The sequence below is a fragment of the Cronobacter dublinensis subsp. dublinensis LMG 23823 genome (assembly GCF_001277235.1).
Lineage (GTDB): Bacteria > Pseudomonadota > Gammaproteobacteria > Enterobacterales > Enterobacteriaceae > Cronobacter > Cronobacter dublinensis.
In genome coordinates this window covers 1,043,386-1,066,816 of the sequence record NZ_CP012266.1, presented here as the reverse complement: position 1 = coordinate 1,066,816, position 23,431 = coordinate 1,043,386, and the positions used below count along the sequence as shown (strand labels likewise).

The 23,431-nt window shown below is 59.7% G+C and carries 22 protein-coding genes; 6 read left to right on the top strand and 16 right to left on the bottom strand.

What is annotated here, in order from left to right; all coding sequences use genetic code 11:
* Positions 1-126: 126 nt before the first annotated feature.
* From proY to phoB, 4 genes are all read right to left on the bottom strand, one after another.
* Positions 127-1,494 (bottom strand): proline-specific permease ProY, encoded by a 1,368-nt coding sequence (proY, locus tag AFK67_RS04895; RefSeq protein ID WP_007720405.1) that lies wholly within the window; start codon positions 1,492-1,494, stop codon positions 127-129.
* Positions 1,495-1,564: 70 nt separating this feature from the next.
* Entirely contained in the window at positions 1,565-2,884 is a 1,320-nt protein-coding gene (gene brnQ, locus AFK67_RS04890) for a branched-chain amino acid transporter carrier protein BrnQ (protein ID WP_007720406.1), read from the bottom strand.
* Between the two features lie 397 nt (positions 2,885-3,281).
* Positions 3,282-4,595, bottom strand: coding sequence for a phosphate regulon sensor histidine kinase PhoR (gene phoR / locus AFK67_RS04885; RefSeq protein WP_007720407.1), 1,314 nt, complete (start codon positions 4,593-4,595; stop codon positions 3,282-3,284).
* Between the two features lie 22 nt (positions 4,596-4,617).
* On the bottom strand, positions 4,618-5,307 hold the full coding sequence (phoB, locus tag AFK67_RS04880; protein WP_007720408.1) for a phosphate response regulator transcription factor PhoB: 690 nt from the start codon (positions 5,305-5,307) through the stop codon (positions 4,618-4,620).
* 198 nt (positions 5,308-5,505) lie between these two features.
* On the opposite strand from phoB, the gene sbcD reads away from it, so the two are divergent.
* Positions 5,506-6,720, top strand: coding sequence for an exonuclease subunit SbcD (sbcD, locus tag AFK67_RS04875; RefSeq protein ID WP_007720409.1), 1,215 nt, complete (start codon positions 5,506-5,508; stop codon positions 6,718-6,720).
* Positions 6,717-9,866: an exonuclease subunit SbcC gene (gene sbcC / locus AFK67_RS04870; protein WP_007720410.1), complete on the top strand. Its 3,150-nt coding sequence runs from the start codon at positions 6,717-6,719 to the stop codon at positions 9,864-9,866. The genes sbcD and sbcC overlap by 4 nt, the downstream gene beginning before the upstream one ends.
* A gap of 36 nt (positions 9,867-9,902) precedes the next feature.
* On the opposite strand, the gene mak is transcribed toward sbcC, so the two are convergent.
* A complete protein-coding gene (gene mak / locus AFK67_RS04865; RefSeq protein WP_007720412.1) occupies positions 9,903-10,817 on the bottom strand; it encodes a fructokinase in 915 nt (304 codons plus the stop codon).
* Between the two features lie 126 nt (positions 10,818-10,943).
* Here mak and rdgC point away from each other — a divergent pair, with 126 nt between their 5' ends.
* Complete coding sequence (rdgC, locus tag AFK67_RS04860; protein ID WP_032967116.1) at positions 10,944-11,855, top strand: recombination-associated protein RdgC; 912 nt, start codon at positions 10,944-10,946, stop codon at positions 11,853-11,855.
* 33 nt (positions 11,856-11,888) lie between these two features.
* On the opposite strand, the gene ppnP is transcribed toward rdgC, so the two are convergent.
* From ppnP to aroL, 4 genes are all read right to left on the bottom strand, one after another.
* On the bottom strand, positions 11,889-12,173 hold the full coding sequence (gene ppnP, locus AFK67_RS04855) for a pyrimidine/purine nucleoside phosphorylase (protein WP_007720414.1): 285 nt from the start codon (positions 12,171-12,173) through the stop codon (positions 11,889-11,891).
* An 83-nt stretch (positions 12,174-12,256) separates the two neighbouring features.
* Positions 12,257-12,934, bottom strand: coding sequence for an AroM family protein (locus tag AFK67_RS04850; RefSeq protein WP_007720415.1), 678 nt, complete (start codon positions 12,932-12,934; stop codon positions 12,257-12,259).
* A 271-nt stretch (positions 12,935-13,205) separates the two neighbouring features.
* Positions 13,206-13,397: a YaiA family protein gene (locus AFK67_RS04845; protein ID WP_007720416.1), complete on the bottom strand. Its 192-nt coding sequence runs from the start codon at positions 13,395-13,397 to the stop codon at positions 13,206-13,208.
* 52 nt (positions 13,398-13,449) lie between these two features.
* Positions 13,450-13,974 carry a shikimate kinase AroL gene (gene aroL, locus AFK67_RS04840; RefSeq protein ID WP_007720418.1) on the bottom strand — a complete coding sequence of 175 codons (525 nt, stop codon included), beginning with the start codon at positions 13,972-13,974 and terminating at the stop codon, positions 13,450-13,452.
* A 359-nt stretch (positions 13,975-14,333) separates the two neighbouring features.
* Here aroL and AFK67_RS04835 point away from each other — a divergent pair, with 359 nt between their 5' ends.
* A complete protein-coding gene (locus tag AFK67_RS04835; RefSeq protein WP_007720419.1) occupies positions 14,334-15,116 on the top strand; it encodes a DUF2076 domain-containing protein in 783 nt (260 codons plus the stop codon).
* On the opposite strand, the gene AFK67_RS04830 is transcribed toward AFK67_RS04835, so the two are convergent.
* Genes AFK67_RS04830 through AFK67_RS04820 form a run of 3 tightly spaced genes read right to left on the bottom strand, consistent with a single transcriptional unit; the run spans position 15,113 to position 16,548 of the window.
* Positions 15,113-15,568: a YaiI/YqxD family protein gene (locus tag AFK67_RS04830; protein WP_007720421.1), complete on the bottom strand. Its 456-nt coding sequence runs from the start codon at positions 15,566-15,568 to the stop codon at positions 15,113-15,115. The two genes, AFK67_RS04835 and AFK67_RS04830, sit on opposite strands and share 4 nt — an antisense overlap.
* A complete protein-coding gene (locus AFK67_RS04825) occupies positions 15,568-16,023 on the bottom strand; it encodes a DUF421 domain-containing protein (RefSeq protein WP_007720423.1) in 456 nt (151 codons plus the stop codon). Before AFK67_RS04825 ends, AFK67_RS04830 begins: the two co-directional genes overlap by 1 nt.
* A gap of 9 nt (positions 16,024-16,032) precedes the next feature.
* Positions 16,033-16,548, bottom strand: coding sequence for a hypothetical protein (locus tag AFK67_RS04820; RefSeq protein WP_007720424.1), 516 nt, complete (start codon positions 16,546-16,548; stop codon positions 16,033-16,035).
* A gap of 112 nt (positions 16,549-16,660) precedes the next feature.
* On the opposite strand from AFK67_RS04820, the gene proC reads away from it, so the two are divergent.
* Positions 16,661-17,470, top strand: a complete 810-nt coding sequence (proC, locus tag AFK67_RS04815) for a pyrroline-5-carboxylate reductase (RefSeq protein ID WP_007720427.1) — start codon at positions 16,661-16,663, stop codon at positions 17,468-17,470.
* Between the two features lie 37 nt (positions 17,471-17,507).
* Here the strand turns inward: proC and AFK67_RS04810 are convergent, their stop codons facing one another.
* The 4 genes from AFK67_RS04810 to AFK67_RS04795 form a co-directional block, all read right to left on the bottom strand.
* Entirely contained in the window at positions 17,508-18,926 is a 1,419-nt protein-coding gene (locus AFK67_RS04810; RefSeq protein ID WP_007720428.1) for a sugar porter family MFS transporter, read from the bottom strand.
* Between the two features lie 703 nt (positions 18,927-19,629).
* Positions 19,630-19,890, bottom strand: coding sequence for an anti-adapter protein IraP (gene iraP, locus AFK67_RS04805; protein WP_007720432.1), 261 nt, complete (start codon positions 19,888-19,890; stop codon positions 19,630-19,632).
* 230 nt (positions 19,891-20,120) lie between these two features.
* Complete coding sequence (locus AFK67_RS04800) at positions 20,121-21,323, bottom strand: multidrug efflux MFS transporter (protein WP_007720433.1); 1,203 nt, start codon at positions 21,321-21,323, stop codon at positions 20,121-20,123.
* Positions 21,324-21,491: 168 nt separating this feature from the next.
* Complete coding sequence (locus AFK67_RS04795) at positions 21,492-22,193, bottom strand: extensin-like domain-containing protein (protein ID WP_007720435.1); 702 nt, start codon at positions 22,191-22,193, stop codon at positions 21,492-21,494.
* Positions 22,194-22,324: 131 nt separating this feature from the next.
* Between AFK67_RS04795 and ddlA the strand changes: the two genes are divergently transcribed.
* Complete coding sequence (gene ddlA, locus AFK67_RS04790; protein WP_007720437.1) at positions 22,325-23,425, top strand: D-alanine--D-alanine ligase; 1,101 nt, start codon at positions 22,325-22,327, stop codon at positions 23,423-23,425.
* Positions 23,426-23,431 lie beyond the last annotated feature (6 nt).

Sequence of the window (23,431 nt, the reverse complement as noted above, 5' to 3'; positions counted from 1 at the left end):
ACACGGGCAACCGCGCGCCTTCCTCATTCTGGATTTTATTGGGGGAGGAGACGGGAGGCGGAGAATCTCAGGTGAGCGTAGAGCGAAAACGACATCCCCGCCAGGCGGCGGGGATGATGGGAGAAATTACGCGGACAGGCGGGCGTCGCGGCGGCGTTTAAACACCCAGCCGACCAGTAGCAGCGCAATCCACGCGAAACCGACGTAGAGCGAAATGCGGGTATCCGGATGCCAGCCAATCAGCGCGATAATAAAGGCCAGGAAAATCAGGCCCACAATGGTGGTCGCCACCCCGCCCGGCACTTTGAATTTCAGCGCGTTGGCTTCATCCGCGCTCAGGCGGCGGCGGAACGCCACCTGCGAGAGAAGGATCATAATCCACACCCAGACGGTCGCGAACGTCGCGAGCGACGCAATCACCAGGAAGACGTTTTCCGGCATGATGTAGTTGAGGTACACCGCCAGCAGCATCGCGAAGCACATCACCACGACCGTCACCCACGGAATGCCGCGGCGCGAGGTTTTGGCGAACACTTTCGGCGCGCTCCCCTGCTCCGCCATGCCGTGCAGCATACGGCCAACGCCGAACACGTCGCTGTTAATCGCCGACAGCGAGGCGGTCAGCACCACGAAGTTCAGGATGCCCGCCGCAATAGTAATGCCCATATGCTGGAAGGTCAGGACGAACGGGCTGCCGTTGGTGCCCACTTCATTCCACGGGTAGATAGACATGATCACAAACAGCGTGCCGACATAAAACACAAGGATACGCAGCGGTACCGAATTAATGGCGCGCGGAATGGATTTCGCCGGGTCGTTCGCCTCGCCCGCGGTGATGCCGATGATCTCAATACCGCCGTAGGCGAACATGACCATTTGCAGCGCCATCACGGTGCCAATCCAGCCGTTCGCGAAGAAGCCGCCGTTGCTCCACAGGTTATGGATGCCGGTCGGCTGACCGCCGTTGCCGAAACCCCAGATAATGATGCCGATACCGGCGGCAATCATGATGATGATGGTGGCGACTTTAAAGAACGAGAACCAGAACTCCAGCTCGCCGAACACTTTTACGCTCATCAGGTTGATGCCGCAGATAATCAGCACCACGCTCAGCACCCACACCCAGTGCGGCACCGTCGGGAACCAGACGCCCATATAGATGCCGAACGCGGTGACGTCGGCGATGGCGACAATCAGGATTTCAAAGCAGTAGGTCCAGCCGGTGATATAGCCAGCGAGCGGGCCGAGGTAGTCCTGCGCGTAGCGAGAGAAAGAGCTCGCCGCCGGGTTATGCACCGACATTTCACCGAGCGCGCGCATAATGATATACGCCGCCACGCCGCCGATGATGTACGCCAGCAGTACGCTCGGGCCCGCCATTTTGATAGCGTCCGCCGAGCCGTAAAACAGGCCGGTGCCAATCGCTGAACCCAGCGCCATAAAGCGGATGTGTCTTGTACTCAACCCGCGCTTGAGCTTGTTCTCGTTTTCCATCTTTCCAGTACCACGTCATACAATAAAAAACCACGGAGCCAGGCCCCGTGGTTCAACAATCAACCGACGATCAATGTGCGGTGGAAGTCACGCTCCGTCCGGCCGTACGATCCCAGACGGCCGCCGCCAGTGCAATCACGATGGTCGGCAGCAGCCAGGCCAGCCCCTGATCCGCCATCGGCAGTTTCTGAGTCCAGGCCGGAAGGATACCGCTTATCGCCGAGGCTTTCACCCCATCAATCAAACCAAACAGCAGACTGACCGCCATCGCCGGGGCGATAACACGGCTCGCATTATGCCACCAGCCGCGGGTAAAGCTCAGTACAACGAGTGCGATACACGGCGGATAGATGGCCGTCAGCACCGGGATCGAGAACTGAATCAGCTGGCTTAAGCCGAGATTCGACACCACCATTGAGAACAGGCCGAGGATAAACACCAGCGTGCGGTAGGAGAGCGGCAGATACTGCGCGAAAAACTCGGCGCAGGCGCAGGTCAGGCCGACCGCGGTCACCATGCACGCCAGGAAGATCAGCCCCGCCAGCAGTAAGCTGCCCGCGCCGCCAAAGGTATGCTGAACATACGCGTGCAGAATCGCCGCGCCGTTAGCGGATTGATCGACAAGCGTCGCGCTGTCAGAGCCCAGACGGAACAGCGCCAGATAAAGCAGCGTCAGGCCGACGCCCGCCATCAGGCCCGCGAGCACCGTGTAGCGCGTCAGCAGACACGAGTCTTCAACACCGCGCGAACGCGCCGCGTTGACGATAACAATCCCGAACACCATCGCGCCCAGCGTATCCATCGTCAGATAGCCGTTCACAAAGCCGTTGGAAAACGCTGCTTTCTGATAGGTTTCCGTCGCCACGCTGATATCGCCCGCCGGCCAGACAATAGCCGCCACCGACAGCACCACCAGCGCGATGATTTTCAGCGGCGCCAGGAAGTTGCCCACGGTATCCAGCAGTTTGCCCGGATAGAGCGACACCAGGATAACCAGCGCGAAGTAGACCAGGCTGTAAATCAGCAGCGGCAGCGTGCCGTCACCGGTCAGTGGCGCGATGCCCACTTCGAACGACACGGTCGCGGTGCGCGGCGTGGCGAACAGCGGCCCCACGGCCAGATAGCAGACGGTCGCGAGCAGAATACCCGCCACGCGGCCAATCGGGTGGCTCAGGCTGTCAACGCCGCCGCCCACTTTCGCCAGTGCCACCACGGTCAGCACAGGCAGACCAACGGCGGTTATCAGAAAGCCGATCGCCGCCGTCCAGACATGCGGACCGGCCTGCAAACCAACCATAGGAGGGAAAATGATATTGCCCGCGCCGACGAACAGCGCAAAGGTCATAAACCCCAGTGCGATAATGTCGCGCGATTTTAACTGATGGGTCATAAGATTTACTGCCTGTGGATGTGGTGTTGAAATTGAATAGTTTTTATCGTCAGCCTGCTGACGAAAACACGGCCATTTCAGACGCTGACAGCGGGATATGCTTCCCGATCACGCTGGCGAAGAATTGTTTTTCGGTTTACCGCGCAAAAACAGTCGGTCTGGCAATAGCAGGGGCGCAATTTAAACGCTTATAACGTTTAAAGGCAAGACGGGATCGTAAAACCAGACCTTTATGCCAGATCTAAGTTTCAGGGCAGTGATAAAATCTAATTTCGTAAAAAACCTCCGGCGATTCGCGCGGGCAAAAAAGCAGCAAACGATGAAAAAAGCGCTGAATGGCGGATAAAAAATGAATAAGGCCAGCTTATGGCTGGCCCTGGAAAGCAGACGTTACAAGCTACAGCGCAGAATCGGCGCTGGCAGGCGCGGCAGCAATGAGTCTTTCCGGCAGCAGAAACGAAAACGTCGTTCCTTTACCGGGCGTGCTTTCTATCTCAAGACGCGCGTCGTGGTGCGTCAGCGCATGTTTCACAATCGCGAGCCCGAGTCCGCTGCCGCCGGTCTGGCGCGAGCGCGCCTTATCCACCCGGTAGAACCGCTCGGTCAGGCGCGGAATATGCTCCGCGGCGATCCCAGGCCCGGTATCCGCCACGCTAAAGCGCGCGCCGTGAGCCACATGTTCCCAGCGTACCGTGATATGCGTGCCCGCCGGCGTATGGTTGACCGCGTTATACACGAGGTTGGAAATCGCGCTGCGCAACTGCTCATCATTGCCGAGCACTTTAAGCTGCGAGTCTACTTCGAAGGTAAAGGTGTGCTTCTGCTGGCTCAGCGTCTGCGCTTCGCGCTCCACCACCCGCAGCATCATCGGCACGTCGATGGTTTCGTTAAGCTGCATCGCGGGCGCCGCCTCGATTTTCGAGAGCGTCAGCAGCTGTTTCACCAGCCCTTCCATCCGGTAGGTTTGCTCGCGCATGGTATGCAGCGCTTTCTCGCGAAGCGGCCCTTCGAGCACCTGCTCATGCATCATCTCAAGATAGCCCTGCAATACGGTGAGCGGCGTGCGCAACTCATGGCTGACGTTGGCGAAGAAGTTGCGCCGCGCGCCTTCGAGCTGATGCATCTGCGTCACGTCGCGCGCTACCATCAGCAGCTGATCTTCGCTGTAGGGCATCACGCGGAACTCCAGATGCCGCCCGTTATTGAGCACCAGATGCAGCGGGCGGTTAAACGCCTGCCCGCGCAGGTAGCTGGTGAACTCGGGGTAGCGCAGCAGGTTAAGGATATTCTGCCCGTTATCGTCGGGCCAGCGCAGGCCAAGCAGCTGTTGCGCAAGGCCGTTACACCAGAAGATGACGCCCTCTTCTGTGGTCAGCACCACGGCGTCAGGCAGCGATTCCGCGCCGCTGCGAAAGCGTTTGATAAGATTGCCCAGTTCGCGACGGCGCTTTTTATTGCGCAACTGCATCTGGTGCAGGCCGTAGAGCAGCGGCTCCCAGCTGCCGCTGCCGGGCGGCGGCGTCATGCTGCGATCCACCCACAGCCACCAGGAGAGCCGCAGCAGATTCCAGAAATGCCAGATAAGCAATCCGGTCACCGCCGCCAGTAAAAACCATGCCAGATAGCCGAATATCGCCCCGAGAACCAGCGCCGGGATACAGCAGAGCATCAGCTCCAGCACCAGTCTTTTCCATGACAGCCGTTCCAGCACGCGTCACACTCCTGTTTTGGGTTTAAAAACGCGTCGAGAACCGATAACCCGTGCCGCGCACCGTTTGTACCATTCTGTCATGACCGCTATGTTCCAGCGCCTTGCGAAGGCGGCGAATATGCACATCGACGGTGCGATCCTCCACATACACATTGGTGCCCCAGACGTGGTTCAGCAGCTGTTCGCGGCTGTATACGCGCTCCGGGTGTGTCATAAAGAAGTGTAACAGTTTGAATTCGGTCGGCCCCATATCGAGGGGATTTTCGCCGGTCATCACGCGATGTGATGACGGATCGAGGCTTAAGCCCTGCATTTCAATGACTTCATCTACCGCCATCGGTGAAATGCGCCGCATGACAGCTTTAATACGCGCCACCAGCTCTTTCGGGGAAAACGGCTTGGTAATGTAATCATCCGCGCCCGTTTCCAGGCCGCGCACGCGATCTTCTTCTTCGCCGCGCGCCGTCAGCATCACCACCGGGATCTCGCGGGTCAACGCTTCACGCTTGATATGTTTAATAAACTGGATCCCCGATCCGCCAGGCAGCATCCAGTCCAGCAAAATCAGATCCGGCCAGGGCTCATTGAGTTGGTTCACCGCACTGTCATAATCTTCCGCTTCCACCGGCTGGAAACCGTTTTGTTCCAGTACGAAGCACACCATCTCGCGGATAGGTGCTTCATCTTCAACGACCAGAATACGTCTCGCCATGATTCGCCCTGTTAAATAAAGTAAACAGTATGTTATGCGGCGCCATTATGCGTCAGATTTATGACAGATTTATGAAAAAGATGACCGTAAGATGACCTGTCAGCGCAGGCGAAAAAACCACGCGGCGCGACGAAACAGGACACCCGCCGTACCGGATGTTTATAATCCCCTTCTCGCTTTTTAGCCACAGGGCATCCCATGCGTATTCTGCATACCTCAGACTGGCATCTTGGTCAAAATTTTTATGCCAAAAGCCGCGCGGCTGAACATGAAGCCTTTCTCGACTGGCTGCTCGGCGCGGCCATCGCGCATCAGGTGGACGCGATTATCGTCGCGGGCGATATCTTCGATACCGGCGCGCCGCCAAGTTATGCGCGCGAGCTCTACAACAGATTTGTGGTCAAACTGCAGGCGGCGCAGTGCCCGCTTATCGTGCTTGGCGGCAACCACGACTCGGTCGCGACGCTCAATGAATCCCGCGAGCTGCTCGCCTGTCTCAATACGCAGGTGATCGCCAGCGCGCAGCTCACGCCGGAAAGCCAGGCCACATTATTATACCGCCGCGACGGCGAGCCCGGCGCGGTGCTCTGCCCCATTCCGTTCCTGCGCCCGCGCGATGTGCTGCGAAGCCTCAGCGGGCAGTCGGGGCGCGAAAAACAGCAGCAGTTGCTGGAGGCCATCAGCCAGCACTACCAGCAGAGCTATGAGGCCGCCTGCGCGCTTCGCGGCGAGCGTAATTTGCCGATTATCGCCACCGGCCATCTCACTACCGTTGGCGTGACCAAAAGTGACGCGGTACGCGACATCTATATAGGCACGCTTGACGCTTTCCCGGCGGACCGTTTTCCACCCGCCGATTACATTGCGCTTGGCCATATCCACCGCGCCCAGAAAGTGGCGGGCTGCGAGCACATCCGCTACAGCGGCTCACCGATTGCGCTGAGCTTTGATGAAACCGGCAAAGAGAAAAGCGTGTTTCTGGTGGAGTTCGCTGACGGCAAATTGCACGACGTCACGGCGCTCCCGGTGCCGGTCAGTCAGCCGCTCGCGGTGTTAAAAGGCAGCCTGGAATCCATCACCGCGCAGCTCGAACAGTGGCGCGACGCGCCGGATGAGCCCAAAGTCTGGCTCGATATCGAAATCGACACCAGCGAGTTCCTGCACGACATGCACCGTCAGATAAGCCAGATTACCGAAAGCCTGCCGGTGGAAGTCGTCCTGCTGCGCCGCAGCCGCGAAATGCGCGAGCGCGCGCTCGGCACGCTCAGCACCGAAACCTTAAGCGAGCTTGGCGTCGAAGAAGTATTTGAGCGCCGTCTGGAGCTGGAGGCGCTGGAGGAACCCGAGCGGGCGCGGCTGCGCACGCTGTTCGCCCGCACGCTGGAGAGCCTGCACGAGGAGGACGACGCATGAAAATCTTAACCCTGCGGCTGAAAAACCTGAACTCGCTGAAAGGCGAATGGAAAATCGACTTTACCGCCGAGCCGTTCGCCAGCAACGGGCTGTTCGCCATCACCGGCCCGACGGGCGCGGGCAAAACCACGCTGCTTGACGCCATCTGCCTCGCGCTCTATCACCGCACGCCGCGCCTGAACGCGCTGTCGCAAAGCCAGAACGACTTAATGACCCGCGACACCGCCGAATGCCTGGCGGAGGTAGAATTTGAAGTCAAAGGCGTCGCCTGGCGCGCCTTCTGGAGCCAGAGCCGCGCCCGCGGCCAGCCGGACGGCAATCTGCAAGCCCCGCGCGTGGAGCTTGCGCGCTGCGACGACGGCAAAATCATCGCCGATAAAATCAAAGACAAACTCGATCGCATCGCCGCGCTCACCGGGCTCGATTACGACCGCTTTACCCGCTCGATGATGCTCTCGCAGGGGCAGTTCGCCGCGTTTCTCAACGCCGAGGCCAGAGCGCGTGCCGAACTGTTAGAAGAACTGACCGGCACTGAAATTTACGGCCAGGTCTCGGCGCGCATCTTCGAGCAGCATAAAGAGGCCCGCAGCCAGCTTGAGAAGCTGGAATCTCAGGCGCAGGGCGTCACGCTACTGGACGAGGCACAACGCGAAAGCCTGACGACAGGTTTGCAGGCGCTCACTGACGATGAAAAAACGCAGCTGGCGCAGCAGCGTCAGTTACAGCAGCAGCACCTGTGGCTGACCCAGCGCGGCGCGCTCGCCGCCGCGCTTGAGGCGGCCCGCCGGGGTACGGCACAGGCGGAACAGGCGTTACAGGACGCCGCCCCGCAGCTCGCCCGGCTGGAGGCGGCGCTGCCAGCGGAAAAACTGCGTCCGGCCTGGCTGCGCTGTCAGGAGCTGGAGACCTCGCTTGCCGCCACCCGACGTCAGCACGAAGAAGTGAGCGTTCGCTTACAGGAAAGCGCGCAGCGCCGCCGGGCGATCCGCCAGGCGGCGGCGGAGCAGGCGCAGACCCGCAGCGATGAGCTCGACCAGGTGGCCCGCTGGCTGACAGAGCACGACCGCTATCGCCTCTGGAGCAGCGAACTGGCGGGATGGCGCGCGGTGCTGGCGCAGCAAAAACGCGACAGCCAGCAGTTACAGGCGCTCAACGACAGCATCGCGGCCACCCGGCGCAAGCGCGACGCGCTGGCGCAGACCGGGCTTGCGCTCTCGCCAGAAGACGCCGCCCGCGCGCTCGCAACGCTCAATGAACAGCGCCCGCTGCGCCAGCAGCTGGCGACGCTTCAGGCCGCCTTTGCGCCACTCACCCGCCGTAAAGCGCGCCAGCAGGAAACCAGCGCCGCGCTGCAAACGCAAATCCAGCAGCTGGAGCAGCAGCTTGCGCAAAAACGCCAGGATTACAAAACCAAACAGGATGAAGTGACCCGCGCGAAAGCGGTGTGCGAGCTGGAGCAGCAGATAGCAAACCTGGTCGACGCGCGCGCGCGCCTGCAACCTGGCAGCCCCTGCCCGCTCTGCGGCGCGACCGAACATCCGGCGGTGGAGGCGTATCAGGCGCTGAAGCCCGACGCCAGCCGCCTGCGTCTCACGCAGCTGGAGCAGGAAAAAGAGCAGCTCGGCGCCGAGGGCGCAGCGCTGCGCGGTCAGCTCGACGCGCTGGTAAAACAGCGCCAGCAGCAGGAAAGCGAAGCGACAAGCCTGCTGGAAGAAGAGCAAGCGCTCACCTCTCAGTGGCAGACGCTCTGCGCCGCCGCCGCACTCAACGCGGCGCCGGGCGACGATATCAACCCGTGGCTTGATGAACAGACACAGCGCGAGCAGCAGCTGCATCTGCTGCGCGAACGCCAGACGCTGGATGACGCCCTCCACAGCGCGCAGCGTCAGCGCGCCGCGCTTGAGGACGCGTATCAGGCCCAGCAGGCGGCGCTTCGCGCCCAGCTGGCGGCGTTCTCGCTCACCGCGCCGGACGATAACGACCCGGCGCCATGGTTCGCCGCGCGTGAAGAAGAAGCGCAGCGCTGGCAGCAGCAGCACGAGCACCAGCAGCGCCTGCGCGAGCAGCTCGCGGCCTGCGAAAATCTCCTCGCCCTGCTGCCGCAGGAGGGCGACGCGCCCGCCGCCGCCCTGCCGGTGGATGACCTGCCGCGCGCGGGCCAGCAGGCCCACACGCTCTGTCTGTCGCTGGAAGCCCAGTGGCAGACGCTCGGCGCGCAGCTTGAACAGGAACGCACGCGCCATCAGGCCGCCCTGCGCGCCTTCGATGAGGCGCTGGCCGCGAGCCAGTTTGCCGATAAAGCGGCGTTTCTCGCCGCCCTGCTGGACGACGCGACGCTGCGTCAGCTGGAGGCGTTACAGCAGCGGCTGACGCGCGAGCGCGAGGCGCAGCAGACGCTGCTGGCGCAGGCGCAACAGGCGCTGGAGAGCCATCTCAACGCCCGCCCGGCAACACTTGATGACGCCGTCGACGCGCGCCAGAGCGAAGCGGCGCTGGCGCTTATCGCGGAGCAATTGCGCGATAACACCACGCGGCAGGGCGAGCTGCGCCAGCAGCTGCGTCAGGATGAAGAGAACCGCGCGCGCCTGACATCGCTGCTGGCTCATATCGACGCGGCACGCCGCGAGGCCGACGAGTGGGGCCAGCTCAACCACCTGGTCGGTTCCCAGAAAGGCGACAAGTTCCGTAAATTCGCCCAGGGGCTTACGCTCGATAATCTGGTGTGGCTCGCCAACAATCAGCTGACGCGCCTGCATGGCCGTTATCTGCTTAAGCGCAAGCTGAGCGAAGACCTGGAGCTTGAAGTGGTCGATACCTGGCAGGCGGACGCGGTGCGCGACACCCGCACACTCTCCGGCGGCGAGAGTTTCCTGGTGAGCCTGGCCCTGGCGCTGGCGCTCTCGGATCTGGTGAGCCATAAAACCCGCATCGATTCGCTGTTCCTTGATGAGGGCTTCGGCACGCTGGACGCGCAGACGCTCGACACCGCGCTGGACGCCCTCGACGCGCTGAACGCCAGCGGCAAAACCATCGGCGTCATCAGTCATGTCGAGGCGATGAAAGAGCGCATCCCGGTGCAGATTAAGGTTCGTAAGATTAACGGGCTTGGCGTGAGCCGGCTGGCGCGGGAGTATCAGGTCGACTGATAAAAGGGGCATCGCGCCCCTTTTTTATTGTTGTGCTTATGCGCGTGTCGCGGGCCAGAGCCAGGCCGCGCCGCGCACGCCGCTGGAGTCGCCGTGTACCGCTTTGCGCACCGGCGTTTCGCACTCGCCGCCAAACACCCAGTGTTTCATCAGCGGCGGTACGGTTTTATAGAGCCGGTCGACGTTGCTCATCCCGCCGCCCAGCACAATGACATCCGGGTCGAGAATATTGACGATATGCGCCAGCGATTTCGCGAGCCGCAGCTCGTAACGGCTGAGCGCGAGCTCCGCCAGCGCATCCTGCGCGTCCACGAGGCGAATGATTTCGCTGCCCTTCAGCGGCTGACCGCTCAGGCGATGGTAGTCGGTCGCAAAGCCCGTGCCGGAGATGAAGGTTTCGATACAGCCCTGCTTGCCGCAGTAGCACGGCACCTCGTCGCGATAGCGCAGCTCATCTTCATCCATCCACGGCAGCGGGTTATGGCCCCACTCGCCCGCGTTGCCGTTGGCGCCGATATGGCTTTGACCGCCCAGCGCAATCCCGGAGCCGCAGCCGGTGCCGATGATCACCGCGAACACGGTCTGCGCGCCCGCCGCTGCGCCATCCACCGCCTCGGAGACGGCGAAACAATTGGCGTCGTTCGCGAGCCGCACCTCGCGCGACAGCCGCGCGCTCAGGTCTTTATCCAGCGTCTGACCGTTCAGCCAGGTGGAGTTGGCGTTTTTCACTACGCCAGTGTAAGGCGAGAGCGTGCCCGGAATACCGACGCCCACCGTGCCGCGCTCGCCGGTCGCCTGCTCCGCCATCTCCACCAGCCCGGCGATAGTTTCAACGGTTTGCGCATAATCGTCGCGCGGCGTCGGCACGCGGTGGCGAAAACGCTGCTCGCCGTCGTCGCTAAGCGCAATCACTTCGGTTTTGGTGCCGCCTAAATCGATCCCAATACGCACGTCTGCTTCCTCATATTCAATGACTTACCTGGAGAGTAGATAACCTGCCCGTGAAAGGCAATGAAACGCCGCGGCTGATTCGTTATCATGCCCGCTGCGTTTAACTACCAGGCCGTGGAAATCAACATGCTGTGGTTCAAAAATTTAATGGTTTACCGTTTAAACCGCGACGCGGCGCTGCGTGCCGATGAGATGGAAAAGCAGTTAGCGGCGTTTACCTTCACCCCGTGCGGCAGCCAGGATATGGCGAAAACCGGCTGGGTCCCGCCAATCGGCGGCGGCAGCGACGCGCTGACTCATGTCGCCAACGGTCAGATTGTCATTTGCGCGCGCAAAGAAGAGAAAATTCTGCCGACGCCGGTAATTAAACAGGCGCTGGAGGCGAAAATCGCCCGTCTGGAGGCCGACCAGGGCCGCAAGCTGAAAAAGACGGAAAAAGATTCGCTGAAAGATGAAGTGCTGCACTCGCTGCTGCCGCGCGCGTTCAGCCGCTTCAGCCAGACGATGATGTGGATAGACACCGCCAGCGGGCTTATCGTGGTGGACTGCGCCAGCGCCAAAAAAGCGGAAGACACGCTGGCGCTGCTGCGCAAAAGCCTCGGCTCGCTGCCGGTCGTACCGCTGACGCTGGAAAACCCGATTGAGCTGACGCTCACCGAGTGGGTGCGCGCGAACAACGTGCCGCAGGGTTTTCAGCTGCTCGACGAAGCGGAGCTTAAGGCTATCCTCGAAGACGGCGGCGTGATCCGCTGTAAAAAGCAGGAGCTGGTCAGCGATGAAATCGCGGTGCATATCGAAGCGGGCAAAGTGGTCACCAAACTGGCGCTCGACTGGCAGCAGCGCGTGCAGTTTATGCTGTGCGACGACGGCTCGCTCAAGCGCCTGAAATTCGCCGATGAACTGCGCGATCAGAACGACGACATCGCGCGTGAAGATGTGGCACAGCGCTTTGACGCCGATTTCACGCTGATGACCGGCGAACTGGCGGCGCTTATCCAGAACTTAGTGGAAGCGCTGGGCGGCGAAGCCCAACGCTGATGCATTCGCGTCGCCCCGTCCGGGGCGGCGCCATTACAGGTAACGGCAGAGATACGACGTCGGCTCAGCCACCTGCAAATGAAATTCGCTGTGTCCCGGCACGTGAAATACCTGCCCCGCCTCATACGTTTTCCATTCGGTTTCGCCCGGCAGCAGCACGTTCAGCGCGCCGCTAATCACCGTCATCTCTTCCGGCTGCGCGGTACCAAACGTGTACTCGCCCTCCGCCATCACGCCCACACTGGCGCGGCCTGTGCTGCTGCTGGTGAAGCCGATAGATTTCACTTTACCGGAGAAGTAGTCATTACTCTGAAGCATAAGCAGGCCCTTATCGAAAAAATGGTTGGAAAAACAATATAGAGGGCCAGCCTGAGGGCTGTCACGTAAATTGTGACGCCCGCTCAGACAAGGAGTTCGGAGGCAAGCCGCGCCACCAGCACATTGCTGAGGAGCACCGGCACATCCAGCGCCTTTTGCAGCAAATCGCGGTGTTTTTGATGGAAACCGAGGCAGTCGAGCAGCAGAACATCCGCCCCTTGCGCCAGCAGATCGCGCCCCGCGCCAATCAACTCATCTTCCGTGCCGTAAAAGGGATTCGCCAGCGAATAGTGCGGCGGGTTTTCAAGCACCTGCCACTTCCGGGCCTGCGCTGGCATTAACTCCGGGACAGGCAAAATGATGCCGACCTGATGCCCGTCGACAATCGACGCCACCAGCGGCGGAATGATGCGATCCGGCTCCAGCAGCATCGCATTGCGCGCACGCAGACCAGAAAAGCGCTGCGTGCTCATCAGTAAAATGACGTCATAACCCTGGTTATCGAGCACTTCGATAACGCTTTGCAGCGCCCTTTCGGTTTTGGCTTTCGATACCGTCGCTTTTTCGCCGTCGCTCAGCATGGTGATAAGCGTCTCTTCGTCGCCAGAAACGCCGTAATCCGCCAGCGCTTCCTCGCGCGACAGCTTGCCCATGAGACTCAGATGGGTGATTTGCTGTTCATCAATATGTTCCGTTAACAGCGGCAGAACCTCGCTGACAGGCACAACGCCGATGGTGAGTATCGCCAGAGTCGCACGCATTTTCTTATCGCCTTTTTTTACAGCTTCTCACATTAATAACGGCACCCTTTGCCCAAAACTTGAGCGCAAGCGAAGGGGGAATCAACAAGCGTAGCAGCTTTCCGGCGCCGCACCGTGACAAAAAACCACCGCCGCGCCTGCTGCTGTGGTTAATCATAACGTATCGTTAACATTAGTTTTGGATGAAAGGTGTGATGCAAAACGGCAGGCACGTTTTTTCAGACTGGCGGTAAGCGCAGCGTCACGCTGGCACCTGCCGCCGGAGGGGCGGTCAGGATTTATCCGGATCTTCGTAACGGCGCTTGGCGTCCAGCGCTTCCTGCTCGGTGGGGTGCTCGCTGATAAGCGAATCGGGCTCCGGGTGATCGGCGCGCAGCTGATAGCTGGTGACGGTTTTACCCGGCACGCCTTTTTCAACGGGAACCACGCGCGCCTCGCGCGGATAGGGGGGTCTGCTCGGCATAGCTCTTCCTTAATGATCGTGGACGAGCTGTAAGTATAGACAATCCCGGCACTTAGCTGGCATGCGCCGGTTGCAGCGCCGCGATAATGCGCGAGACAACGCTTGCCGGGGTATCGGCAGCGTCAATAACATGATGCGCGCAGGCGCGATAGAGCGCGTCGCGCACCGCGAGCACTTCCGCGATCTCTTCGGTCACTGGCTTGCCGGTCAGCGTCGGGCGCTGCCCTTCTTCCGGGAACGCCTCAAGGCGCTGCGCCAGCACCGCCACAGGGACATTCAGATAAATCACCACGCCGTGCTGGCGCATAAACTCGCGGTTCCCGTCGCGCAGCACCATGCCGCCGCCGGTCGCCACGACCGTCGCAGGTAGGGTGACCGCCTGCAACGCCTCGCTTTCACGGTCACGAAAGCCCGGCCAGCCCTCTTTCTCCACCACCTCGGCGACGGTCATTTGCGTCTGCTCGAACAGCCAGCGGTCGGTATCGGCAAAGCCGTACCCCAGCGCGCGAGCCAGCGCCTCGCCAGTCGTGGTTTTGCCGCAGCCGCGTGCGCCGATTAAATAAATGGGTTGATTCATGGATGGATTACCTCACCTTTCGCTAGTGCGAAAGGGTTAGAACGCAGGCCGTAAGCCATGAGTTTAACAATAAACTAGTACACAGGACAGGCGTAAATTTAAACTTACAAAAGTGCTGATATTGCGCGTGATCCCGCGCAGGATAACCGTTCTGCCAAAAGCAAAGTGTAAACCAGCGCTACCACTTGCGAGAATACGCAAAACGCGCCCACCTTACTTGAAAGCGGATGTCGAACACAACCCCGCCCTTAGCCGCACCCGGTTACATATTTCTTATTTCCTTTACGCGCCGGACATTTACAAGTGTGGATTTTTCTCCAGACTTACTATTAACGCCATCAATGACAGAGGGATGAATCATGCAATCTGAAGAGCAACGTCTGATTGACGGGCTTTTTGACCGACTCAAAGCCGCCAGCGAAAACAGCGCGCCGCGCGATGCCGACGCCGAGCGCTGGATCGAGCAGCATATGCGCACGCAACCCGGCGCGGCGTATTACATGGCGCAAACTATTCTTATCCAGGAAGCGGCCATGAAGCAGCTTAATGCTCGCCTCCAGTCGCTGGAAGCGGAAGTGGAGCAACTAAAACACTCCGCCAGCCATCAGCAGAGCAGCGGCGGCTTCCTGGCCGGACTGTTCGGCGGCAACAAAAACGAACCGCAAGCGCCGCGTCCGCAGGCAAGCCTGCGCGGCTCAGACCCTATCCCCGGCGCGCAGCAGTATCAGAGCGCGCCGCCTTCTGGTTATGCGCCGCAGGCGGCTCAGGGGCAGTATTATAACAACGCGAACGCGCCGCGCGGCGGCGGCTTTATGGCGGGCGCCCTGCAGACCGCGGCAGGCGTCGCGGGCGGCGTGGTGCTCGGCAATATGCTGACCAGTATGTTCAGCCACCACCAGCCGGAAGAAATCGTCAACATCATCAATGAACCGGCGCAGGCGGCCGACGCGAGCCCGGTCAATGCTGTCGAGGATTACAACCAGGCGGATGACAGCCAGTTCCTGAATCAGGACGCTGGCTTACAGCAGGACAACGGCAACGACTACGTCCCGGCGAGCGGCGAAGATGACTGGAATAACGACTTCGCCGGCGATGACTTCGGCGGCGACGATTTTGGCGGCGACGACGATAACTGGGTTTAAGCCTGCCGCTTCTGGCCGCTGAGCCATTTGTCGAGCTCAGCGGCGAACTGCTGGCGATCGCGCTGGCTCAGGGCATCCGGGCCGCCGGTCTGGATGCCGCTGGCGCGCAGCGTATCCATAAAATCGCGCATCGTCAGGCGCTCGCGAATCGTGGCTTCGCTGTAGCGCTCGCCGCGCGGGTTCAGCGCCACCGCCCCTTTCGCTATCACTTCAGCCGCCAGCGGAATATCCGCCGTCACCACTAAATCGCCCGGCTCGCAGCAGCGCACAATTTCGTTATCCGCTACGTCGAAGCCCGCAGGTACCTGGCGGGCGCGGATAAACCGCGACGGCGGCACGCGCAGGGGCTGGTTCGCCACCAGAATCACCGGGGTTTCGGTGCGCTCGGCGGCGCGGAACAGCACTTCTTTAATCACTTTCGGACACGCATCGGCATCCACCCAGACTGGCATTACGACTCCTGATTGTCGGCGGGAATAATGGAGATTTTGCCATTTTTCTCAAGGATGGCGAATTTTATCTCCTCCAGCCGCTCGATCCCCTGGCTGGTGCGGGCGGAACTTAAAATATCGTCACGGGAAATCCCCGCTTTCTTCATACGTGCGGTGAGCAGCCGGCCATGTTCCACCAGGATCAGGGGCGAGCCGTCAAGCAGCAGATCGAGACGCGGAAACGCATTCTTCAGATAACTCAGCAGGATATCCAGCACAATCAGCGTAATGATGGTGATGGCCGCGCCGGTAAAGGAAAAATCGTTGCCCAGCAGCGCCTGCTGTGTCGCCTCGCTGATAATAAGCAGCAGCACGAAATCAAAGGAATTCATCTCCATCAGCGTGCGGCGACCGGCGATTTTCAGCACCACCAGCAGTAAAAAATACATGCCTGCGGCGCGTAATACGCTGTCCATGTTGTTCTCCTACGGATAAACCCACTGGGTGAGATGCACCGGCGACGCGCCCTGAAGCGTCACGGCAGAGGTTAAGCGCCCCGCCGACTGCGGCTGCGTCACCATCCAGACGGCGTGCGCGCCATCGGGCGTCGGCGCAAAGGTGAGCGTCAGCGTGTGCTGGCCGGTATGAGTAATAAGCGGCTGTGGCTGTAGGGTTTGCAGCGTCAGGTTGTCGGGGAAATCGCCGCTGAAGGTCAGCGTCACCGGCTGGTTTTTCGGCCCCTGAATACGCAGCGCAAACGGCTCATCGCTTTCGGCGCGCAGAAAGCGCTGGTATTCGATAGTCAGGCTTTTTTCGCGATTGGTGGCCGACGTTTCACTCAGCCAGCCGTCGGAAAAGCCGCCGAGCAGCGCGATAAGCACTATCGCGAACAGCAGCCAGTTACCGCCCTGCTGGATACGCCACTCGACGCGCTGGGCGTGCATATGTTCGCGCACCGGCACCTCACGGCTGGCGCGTTCGTCACAGACAGATTTCGCCATCACACACCTCCCTGGATTCAGGATAAGCGTAGCCGAAGCCTTAACGTATTGCCTGAAAGCGCGTTAAGCTATACCTCTTGTGAATCTGGACGCGATAAAACGGAGTGATGCTGTGGAAAAGAAAATTGGCTTTATCGGTTGCGGCAACATGGGCAAGGCTATCCTCGGCGGCCTGCTGGCAAGCGGCCAGGCACAGGCGGAAAGCGTGTTTGTGTATACGCCATCTGAAGAGAGCCGGGCTGCGCTGAAAGAAGAATATGGCGTGAACACAGTCGCCAGCGCGCAGGAAGTGGCGCAGGCGGCCGATATCGTGTTTGGGGCAGTGAAGCCCAATATCATGCTGAAAGTCATGAGCGATATCGCCTCCAGCCTGAACAAAGATTCGCTGGTCGTCTCCATCGCTGCCGGTATTACGCTCGATCAGCTCGCCACCGTGCTGGGACACGATCGCAAAATCGTGCGCACCATGCCAAACACGCCTTCATTAGTGGGTGCCGGGATGACCTCCATCACACCGAACGCGCTCGCCAGCGACGAAGACATTCAGAATGTGCTCGCGATATTCCGAAGCTTCGGCGAAGCGGAAGTGGTAGCGGAATATCTGATCCATCCTGTGGTGGGCGTGAGCGGCTCGGCCCCGGCATATGTCTTCATGTTTATCGAAGCAATGGCCGACGCGGCCGTACTTGGCGGTATGCCGCGCGCGCAGGCGTATAAATTCGCCGCCCAGGCGGTGATGGGCTCGGCGAAAATGGTGCTGGAAACCGGCAAACATCCGGGCGAGCTGAAAGATATGGTCTGCTCGCCAGGCGGCACGACCATCGAAGCGGTGCGGGTGCTGGAGGAGCGCGGCATGCGCGCTGCGGTCATTGAAGCGATGGCCCAGTGCATGGTGAAATCGGAAAAGCTCAGTAAGGGCTAAAACGAAAGGGCTACCACCGGTAGCCCTTTTTGCTGGTTCACTGCCCGATATCGCGCAGCTTCTTGCCCGACATCAGGTTCTTCTCGATATGTTCGAGCGTGACGTTTTTGGTCTCCGGGATAAGCCAGAACGTGACGCCGACAAACGCCAGGTTCAACGCCGTGTAAAGCCAGAACGTCCCCGCCGCGCCGATATGGTCAATAAGCGTCAGGAAGGTGGCTCCGATAATCATGTTCGACACCCAGTTGGTGGTGGTGGAACAGGTGACGCCGAAGTCGCGGCATTTCAGCGGCTGGATTTCCGAGCACAAAATCCAGACCACCGGCGCGGCGCTCATGGCGTAACCCGCGATACACATCATGGTCATGCCAACGGAAAGCCAGGAGATGCCGGTAGAGATCTGTCCGCGATCGACCTGCATCAGGCAGTAGCCGAGCACCAGCGTGCCAAGCGCCATCACGCTAAAGCCGATTTTCAGCGCCGGTTTACGCCCGGCTTTATCAACGGTAAACACCGCGATAAACGTCGCGAGCATAAAGGTCAGCCCTACCACGACCGTTGCGATCATCTGCTGTTCAGTGCTGGCGAACCCCGCCATCTGGAAGATTTTCGGCGAGTAATACATGATGATATTCATGCCGGTGAACTGCTGCATCGCCTGCAACAGCATGCCGAGAAACACGGCGCGGCGCACGTTGCGGTTGGCGGTAAACAGCGCCCAGCCGCCCTGCTTCACCTTCAGGCTTTCGCGAATTTCATTAAGCTCCTCGCGCGCTTTTTCCGAGGTGTCGCGCAGCATCCGCAGCACGTTTTCCGCCTCAATATGCATCCCTTTGGCCGCAAGCCACCGCGGGCTGTTTGGCAAAAACACCACCATCACCAGCAGGATCACGGCGGGCAGCGCCAGCACGCCGAGCATGGCGCGCCAGTTGCCGCTGTAGCTAAGCGCGGTATCAGACAAAAACGCCAGCAGAATGCCGAGCGTCACCATCAGCTGATACAGGCTTATCATTTTGCCGCGCACTTTTTCAGACGCCATCTCTGAAAGATAGAGCGGCGCGGTATAGGAGGCGATCCCGACCGCGACGCCCAAAAGCACGCGGGCCGCGAGCAGGATTTCCAGCGAATGCGCAAACGCGGATCCGAGCGAACCGAGAATAAACAGCACCGCGCCCGCCAGCAGGCTGTACTTACGCCCGAGCCGCGACGAGAGCCAGCCGTTAAACAGCGCGCCCAGCGCCGCGCCGAGCATCATGCTGCTCACCACCCATTCCTGAGCGCGACTGCTTAAGCTGAAATGATCGGTGATAAAGGGCAGCGCCCCGGCGATAACGCCGATATCCAGACCAAACAGCAGGCCCGCGACGGCGGCAGAAAAAGAAACAAACAGATTCATGCGGCGCGCTTTACGTTCCTGAGCGCTGGCAGCAGGCGAGAATTCACTTACCGAGGACATCTTATTTCTCCCGTTAAAGGCAATCAGCCATCCTCATAACGGTAGTGGTAACGCCGCAGAGACGTCAGGCGGGAAACGGCGAAGATATGGATAAAATTGCTATGAGGTTGGGTTTTGTGATGCAGGTTATAAAACAGAAAAAACGCTTCACCTCGCGCTATAACCCCACATGGCGGGAATTAATGTGATGCCGCTCGGTAATTTTCACTAATGAAAGCCGCAATCCGGCTTTTCTCTCATGGACAATCAAGGAGTTTACTGTCTTCATCCGTGCGCTGATGCCTTTTTAACCTGACGCAAAGACGCCCGTCAGCGGTGACCTGAGCTCACGCACTGTGGCGCCTACCAGCGATATAAAGAGAATACAGAAAAAGCGCAGCCGGTTATTTTTATCGGCACGCTTATCAGTCAGACAATAAACTTATGACAACAGCGAGAATATATTTTAAAGCGTGGGGGAAGCACCTTTGCAATTAGCACTGGCGCAATACGTAAAAGCTATTATCGTGGAGCCGCGGTTACCTCTTAAGCATTAAGCTCCGCACGGACCAGCCGCTGCTTAAAATAACCGTAACACTGCCAGCTATTCTTTGATTCAGAGCGTGAGAATAATCCGCCTCACGAAGAAGCCAGCAAATAAAAGCGCGTATTAGCATACTGTTATTCTGTGACAGAAAAATAACGCGGCTCGCCCGTTATGCGCTCAGGTTCTGGGGTGCCGCAGCAGCTTTTTTACGTATTGCAGGAGCAGCTCGGTATCGCGCTGCGGAATATGGCTTTCCGGCTCCACCCCTTCGAGCGCCCCTTCCACGCTTGCGATAAGCGTCTGTTGCGTTTCGCTATCCAGATGACGCAGCAAGGCGGTGACGACAATCTCCAGGGCCTCGACCTGCGCCACTAACTCTTTGGACTCTTCTTCCTTTTCTGCAAGCTTGAGCAGCAGTTCAGCTATAAGGTTTTTCATAACTGTCTTCCCGTGAAATTGTTGCTGTGAAGTTATCATTAGCCATCGGGGTTGCCTAGTGATCGCAACGGCTTTTTTTAATGTCGCACCGGTTTTGTGCGGTGCCACAAAAAATCCATCTGAGCGAAACGTTTTACTTACAGAAATAAGACAGGGGCATAAGAAAGCGATTATCAGCGCGCTATTCGCCGTGGTGTGCCGCAAGCCATTAATTGGCCGCGAGGGCGGTTTTAATTATTCGCGGCCTTTGCGTTACGTCTTAACGCCGCAGCGAACTGCCAGACGTTCAGCACCAGCACGATTGCCGTGGCGATAAAGACCCAGCGGTAGCCTGCCGCGGCGGAAATCCCGGCCCCCATCAGCGGCCCCAGCACGTTGCCGAGGTACATAAACGACTGGTTGTAGCCGAAAATCCGCCCGGTCACGTTATCGGAGGAGTACTTCACCAGCAGCGTCTGCACGGCCGGGAACATGGCGCCGTCGGCGAAGCCGAGCAGAAACCGCAGCACCGCGAGCTGCAAGGGCGAGGTGACGAACGACATCGCGAAAAACAGCACGACCGCGATGACAAGGGTTGCCATCAGCACCCGCGCGGTACCGATACGGTCGCCTAACCGCCCGAGACGCGGCGCGCTGAGAAGCGCCGAGACGCCAGGCACCGCCGCGATCATCCCGCTTAAGAAGGCGATATTGCTGCTGTCCGGCGTCAGTTCTTTAATAAAGAGCGCGAGTATCGGGCTGACGGAGCCGTTGGAGAGCTGGATAACCATGGTGGTGATAAACAGGCTCACCACCAGCCACGGGGCCGGCAGCGTGGCGAACACGGCTTTGCCGCTGAGCTGTTCGCGCTTTGAAAGCCTGGGGCGCGCGCCCTCTTTAATCAGGAACAGCGTTACCGCGAAACTTATCATCAGCAACAGCGCGGTTATCAGAAAGACCGGACGCAGCCCGACGCTGTCGGCCAGGAAGCCGCCCATCAGCGGGCCTAAAATGACGCCGCTTATCTGCGCGGTGGAGAGCGTACTGAGCGCCCAGCCGCTGCGATCGCGCGGCACCTGAGACGCCACCAGCGCCATCGCGTTCGGAATATACCCTGAGGTAAGCCCCATCAACGCGCGCAGCGCGAAGAGCTGCCAGACGCTGGTCGCGAAGGCCTGCAGCAGAATCGCCACCGCCATGCCGAGCGAGGCGCGCAGCAGCATCAGCTTGCGGCCCTTACGGTCGGCAAGGCTGCCCCAGAGCGGCGAGACAAACGCCGATACCAGAAAGGTGACGCTGAATGTCAGCCCGGACCAGAGCGACAGCGCCTCATGCGACTGCACGCCGAGCTCGGCGACATAGAGCGGCAAAAACGGAAGGATTTGGCTGATAGCAAGGCCGGTGAAGAAACAGCCAAACCAGACGGAGATAAGATTAACCTTCCAGGATTCCATACGCGCGCTATCTGCTTTCTGTAAGTCGATGAAGAGTAAGAGTATCAGGATGCGTCCAGGGAGAAATGCCCATCAGTGCGGCCTGTAATATTTTGGACGCTTATTATTAATATAAAATCATTTGTGACATTTATCACACCACCGGGCCGTATTCGCCGACGATTATCCTTAGCGGCAGATCCCGAAACCGCGCATGCCGAAGTGGAAATGGTTGGCGTGCGCCGCGTTATAGTCCGGCCCGAGCGCGTTGCCGAAGTAAAGGCAGCTCTGGCCAAACAGCGCGCGCAGCGTCTCGCCGCGCGGTCCGCTCTCCTTCCAGCCTTTCAGCACGCTTATCTGCTGGCCGTTGGCGAAACGAAACGCGCTGACATCCAGCGCGTCCGCCGTCGCGTGTTCGCTTAAGCGCGCGTTGGCGCGATGATAGATATTGCGGCAGGCGTAGCTGCCATAGTGGTCGATGCGTACCAGTGGGCTGCCCACCATCGCCGCGCCGATGGGTTTCGCCTGTTGCTGTACATACATGGCGCTACTGAGCGCCAGCGGGCAGCTTGCGAGAAACGAGCTGCTGAGTTTTACCTCACCGAAGCTTTGCACCCGCACCGGCGAGTCGAGCGGGCAGTTGCCCTGGGTTGAGGTCTGGACGCGATACTGGATCATGTCCCGCTTGCGGGCTTCGTCGAGCAGCGCCAGGCACGCCTGCGGATCGTTCGCCATCTGGCGCAGTTTGTAGCGCGTCACCATCGTCGGCGGATCGAGCGGCGACAGCGGCGCGAACGGGTTATACCAGGCAGGCAAATAGTCATACAGCCAGACGCCTGCCAGCGCCGTTAATGCCAGCGTCGTTACCATCGCTATCCCTTTTTTCGCCATGTCACCGCCGTAAACCCGTCACAAAATCAAAGTATAACCGCTTCGCGCCAGGGGGCGACGAACCACATGAATCCGCCTGCCGGGCGTGCTATGTTGTGGACTTTCGTCTGCTTTGAGGATGGGTTGTAAAAATGGCAAAACTGCGCGTGGGCATTGTGTTTGGCGGAAAATCAGCGGAGCACGAGGTGTCGCTTCAGTCGGCGAAGAATATCGTCGATGCGATTGATAAAGAAAAATTCGACGTGGTGCTGCTTGGCATTGATAAACAGGGCCAGTGGCATGTGAACGACGCGTCGCGCTATCTGCTGAACGCCGATAACCCGGCGCGTATCGCCCTGCACCGCTCGGAGAAAAACGTCGCGCTGATCCCAGGCCAGAGCGCGCAGCAGCTGATCGATTCCGATAACCGCCAGGCGCTGCCGCAACTTGATGTTATCTTCCCCATCGTCCACGGCACGCTCGGCGAAGACGGCTCCCTGCAGGGGATGCTGCGCATGGCGAATATTCCGTTTGTCGGCGCAGGCGTGCTGGGCTCGGCGGTCAGCATGGATAAAGACGTCGCCAAGCGTCTGCTGCGCGACGCCGGTCTTGCCGTCGCGCCGTTTATTACGCTGACCCGCGCGAACCGCCAGCGCATCACCTTCGCCGAGGTTAAAGCGCAGCTCGGCCTGCCGCTGTTCGTCAAACCGGCGAATCAGGGCTCATCGGTCGGCGTCAGCAAGGTCAACGACGAGGCGCAGTATCACGCCGCCGTCGCGCTGGCCTTTGAGTTCGACCATAAAGTCGTGGTGGAAACCGGCATTCAGGGCCGTGAGATTGAGTGCGCGGTGCTGGGTAACGAGGATCCGCAGGCGAGCACCTGCGGCGAGATCGTGGTGAACAGCGAGTTTTATTCTTACGACACCAAATACATCGACGATCAGGCCGCCCGCGTGGTGGTGCCTGCCGATATCGCGCCGGAGATCAACGAGAAGATCCGCGCCATCGCAGTACGCGCGTTTCAGGCGCTGGAGTGCGCCGGCCTCGCGCGCGTCGACGTGTTCCTGAGGCCGGACAACGAGGTGATCATTAATGAGATCAACACGCTGCCGGGCTTTACCAACATCAGCATGTATCCAAAACTGTGGCAGGCGAGCGGCATCGGTTACCAGGAACTGATCACCCGCCTGATTGAACTGGCGCTGGCGCGCCATCAGGCCGATGCGGCGCTGAAAAGCTCCATCACCGGCTAAAACGCC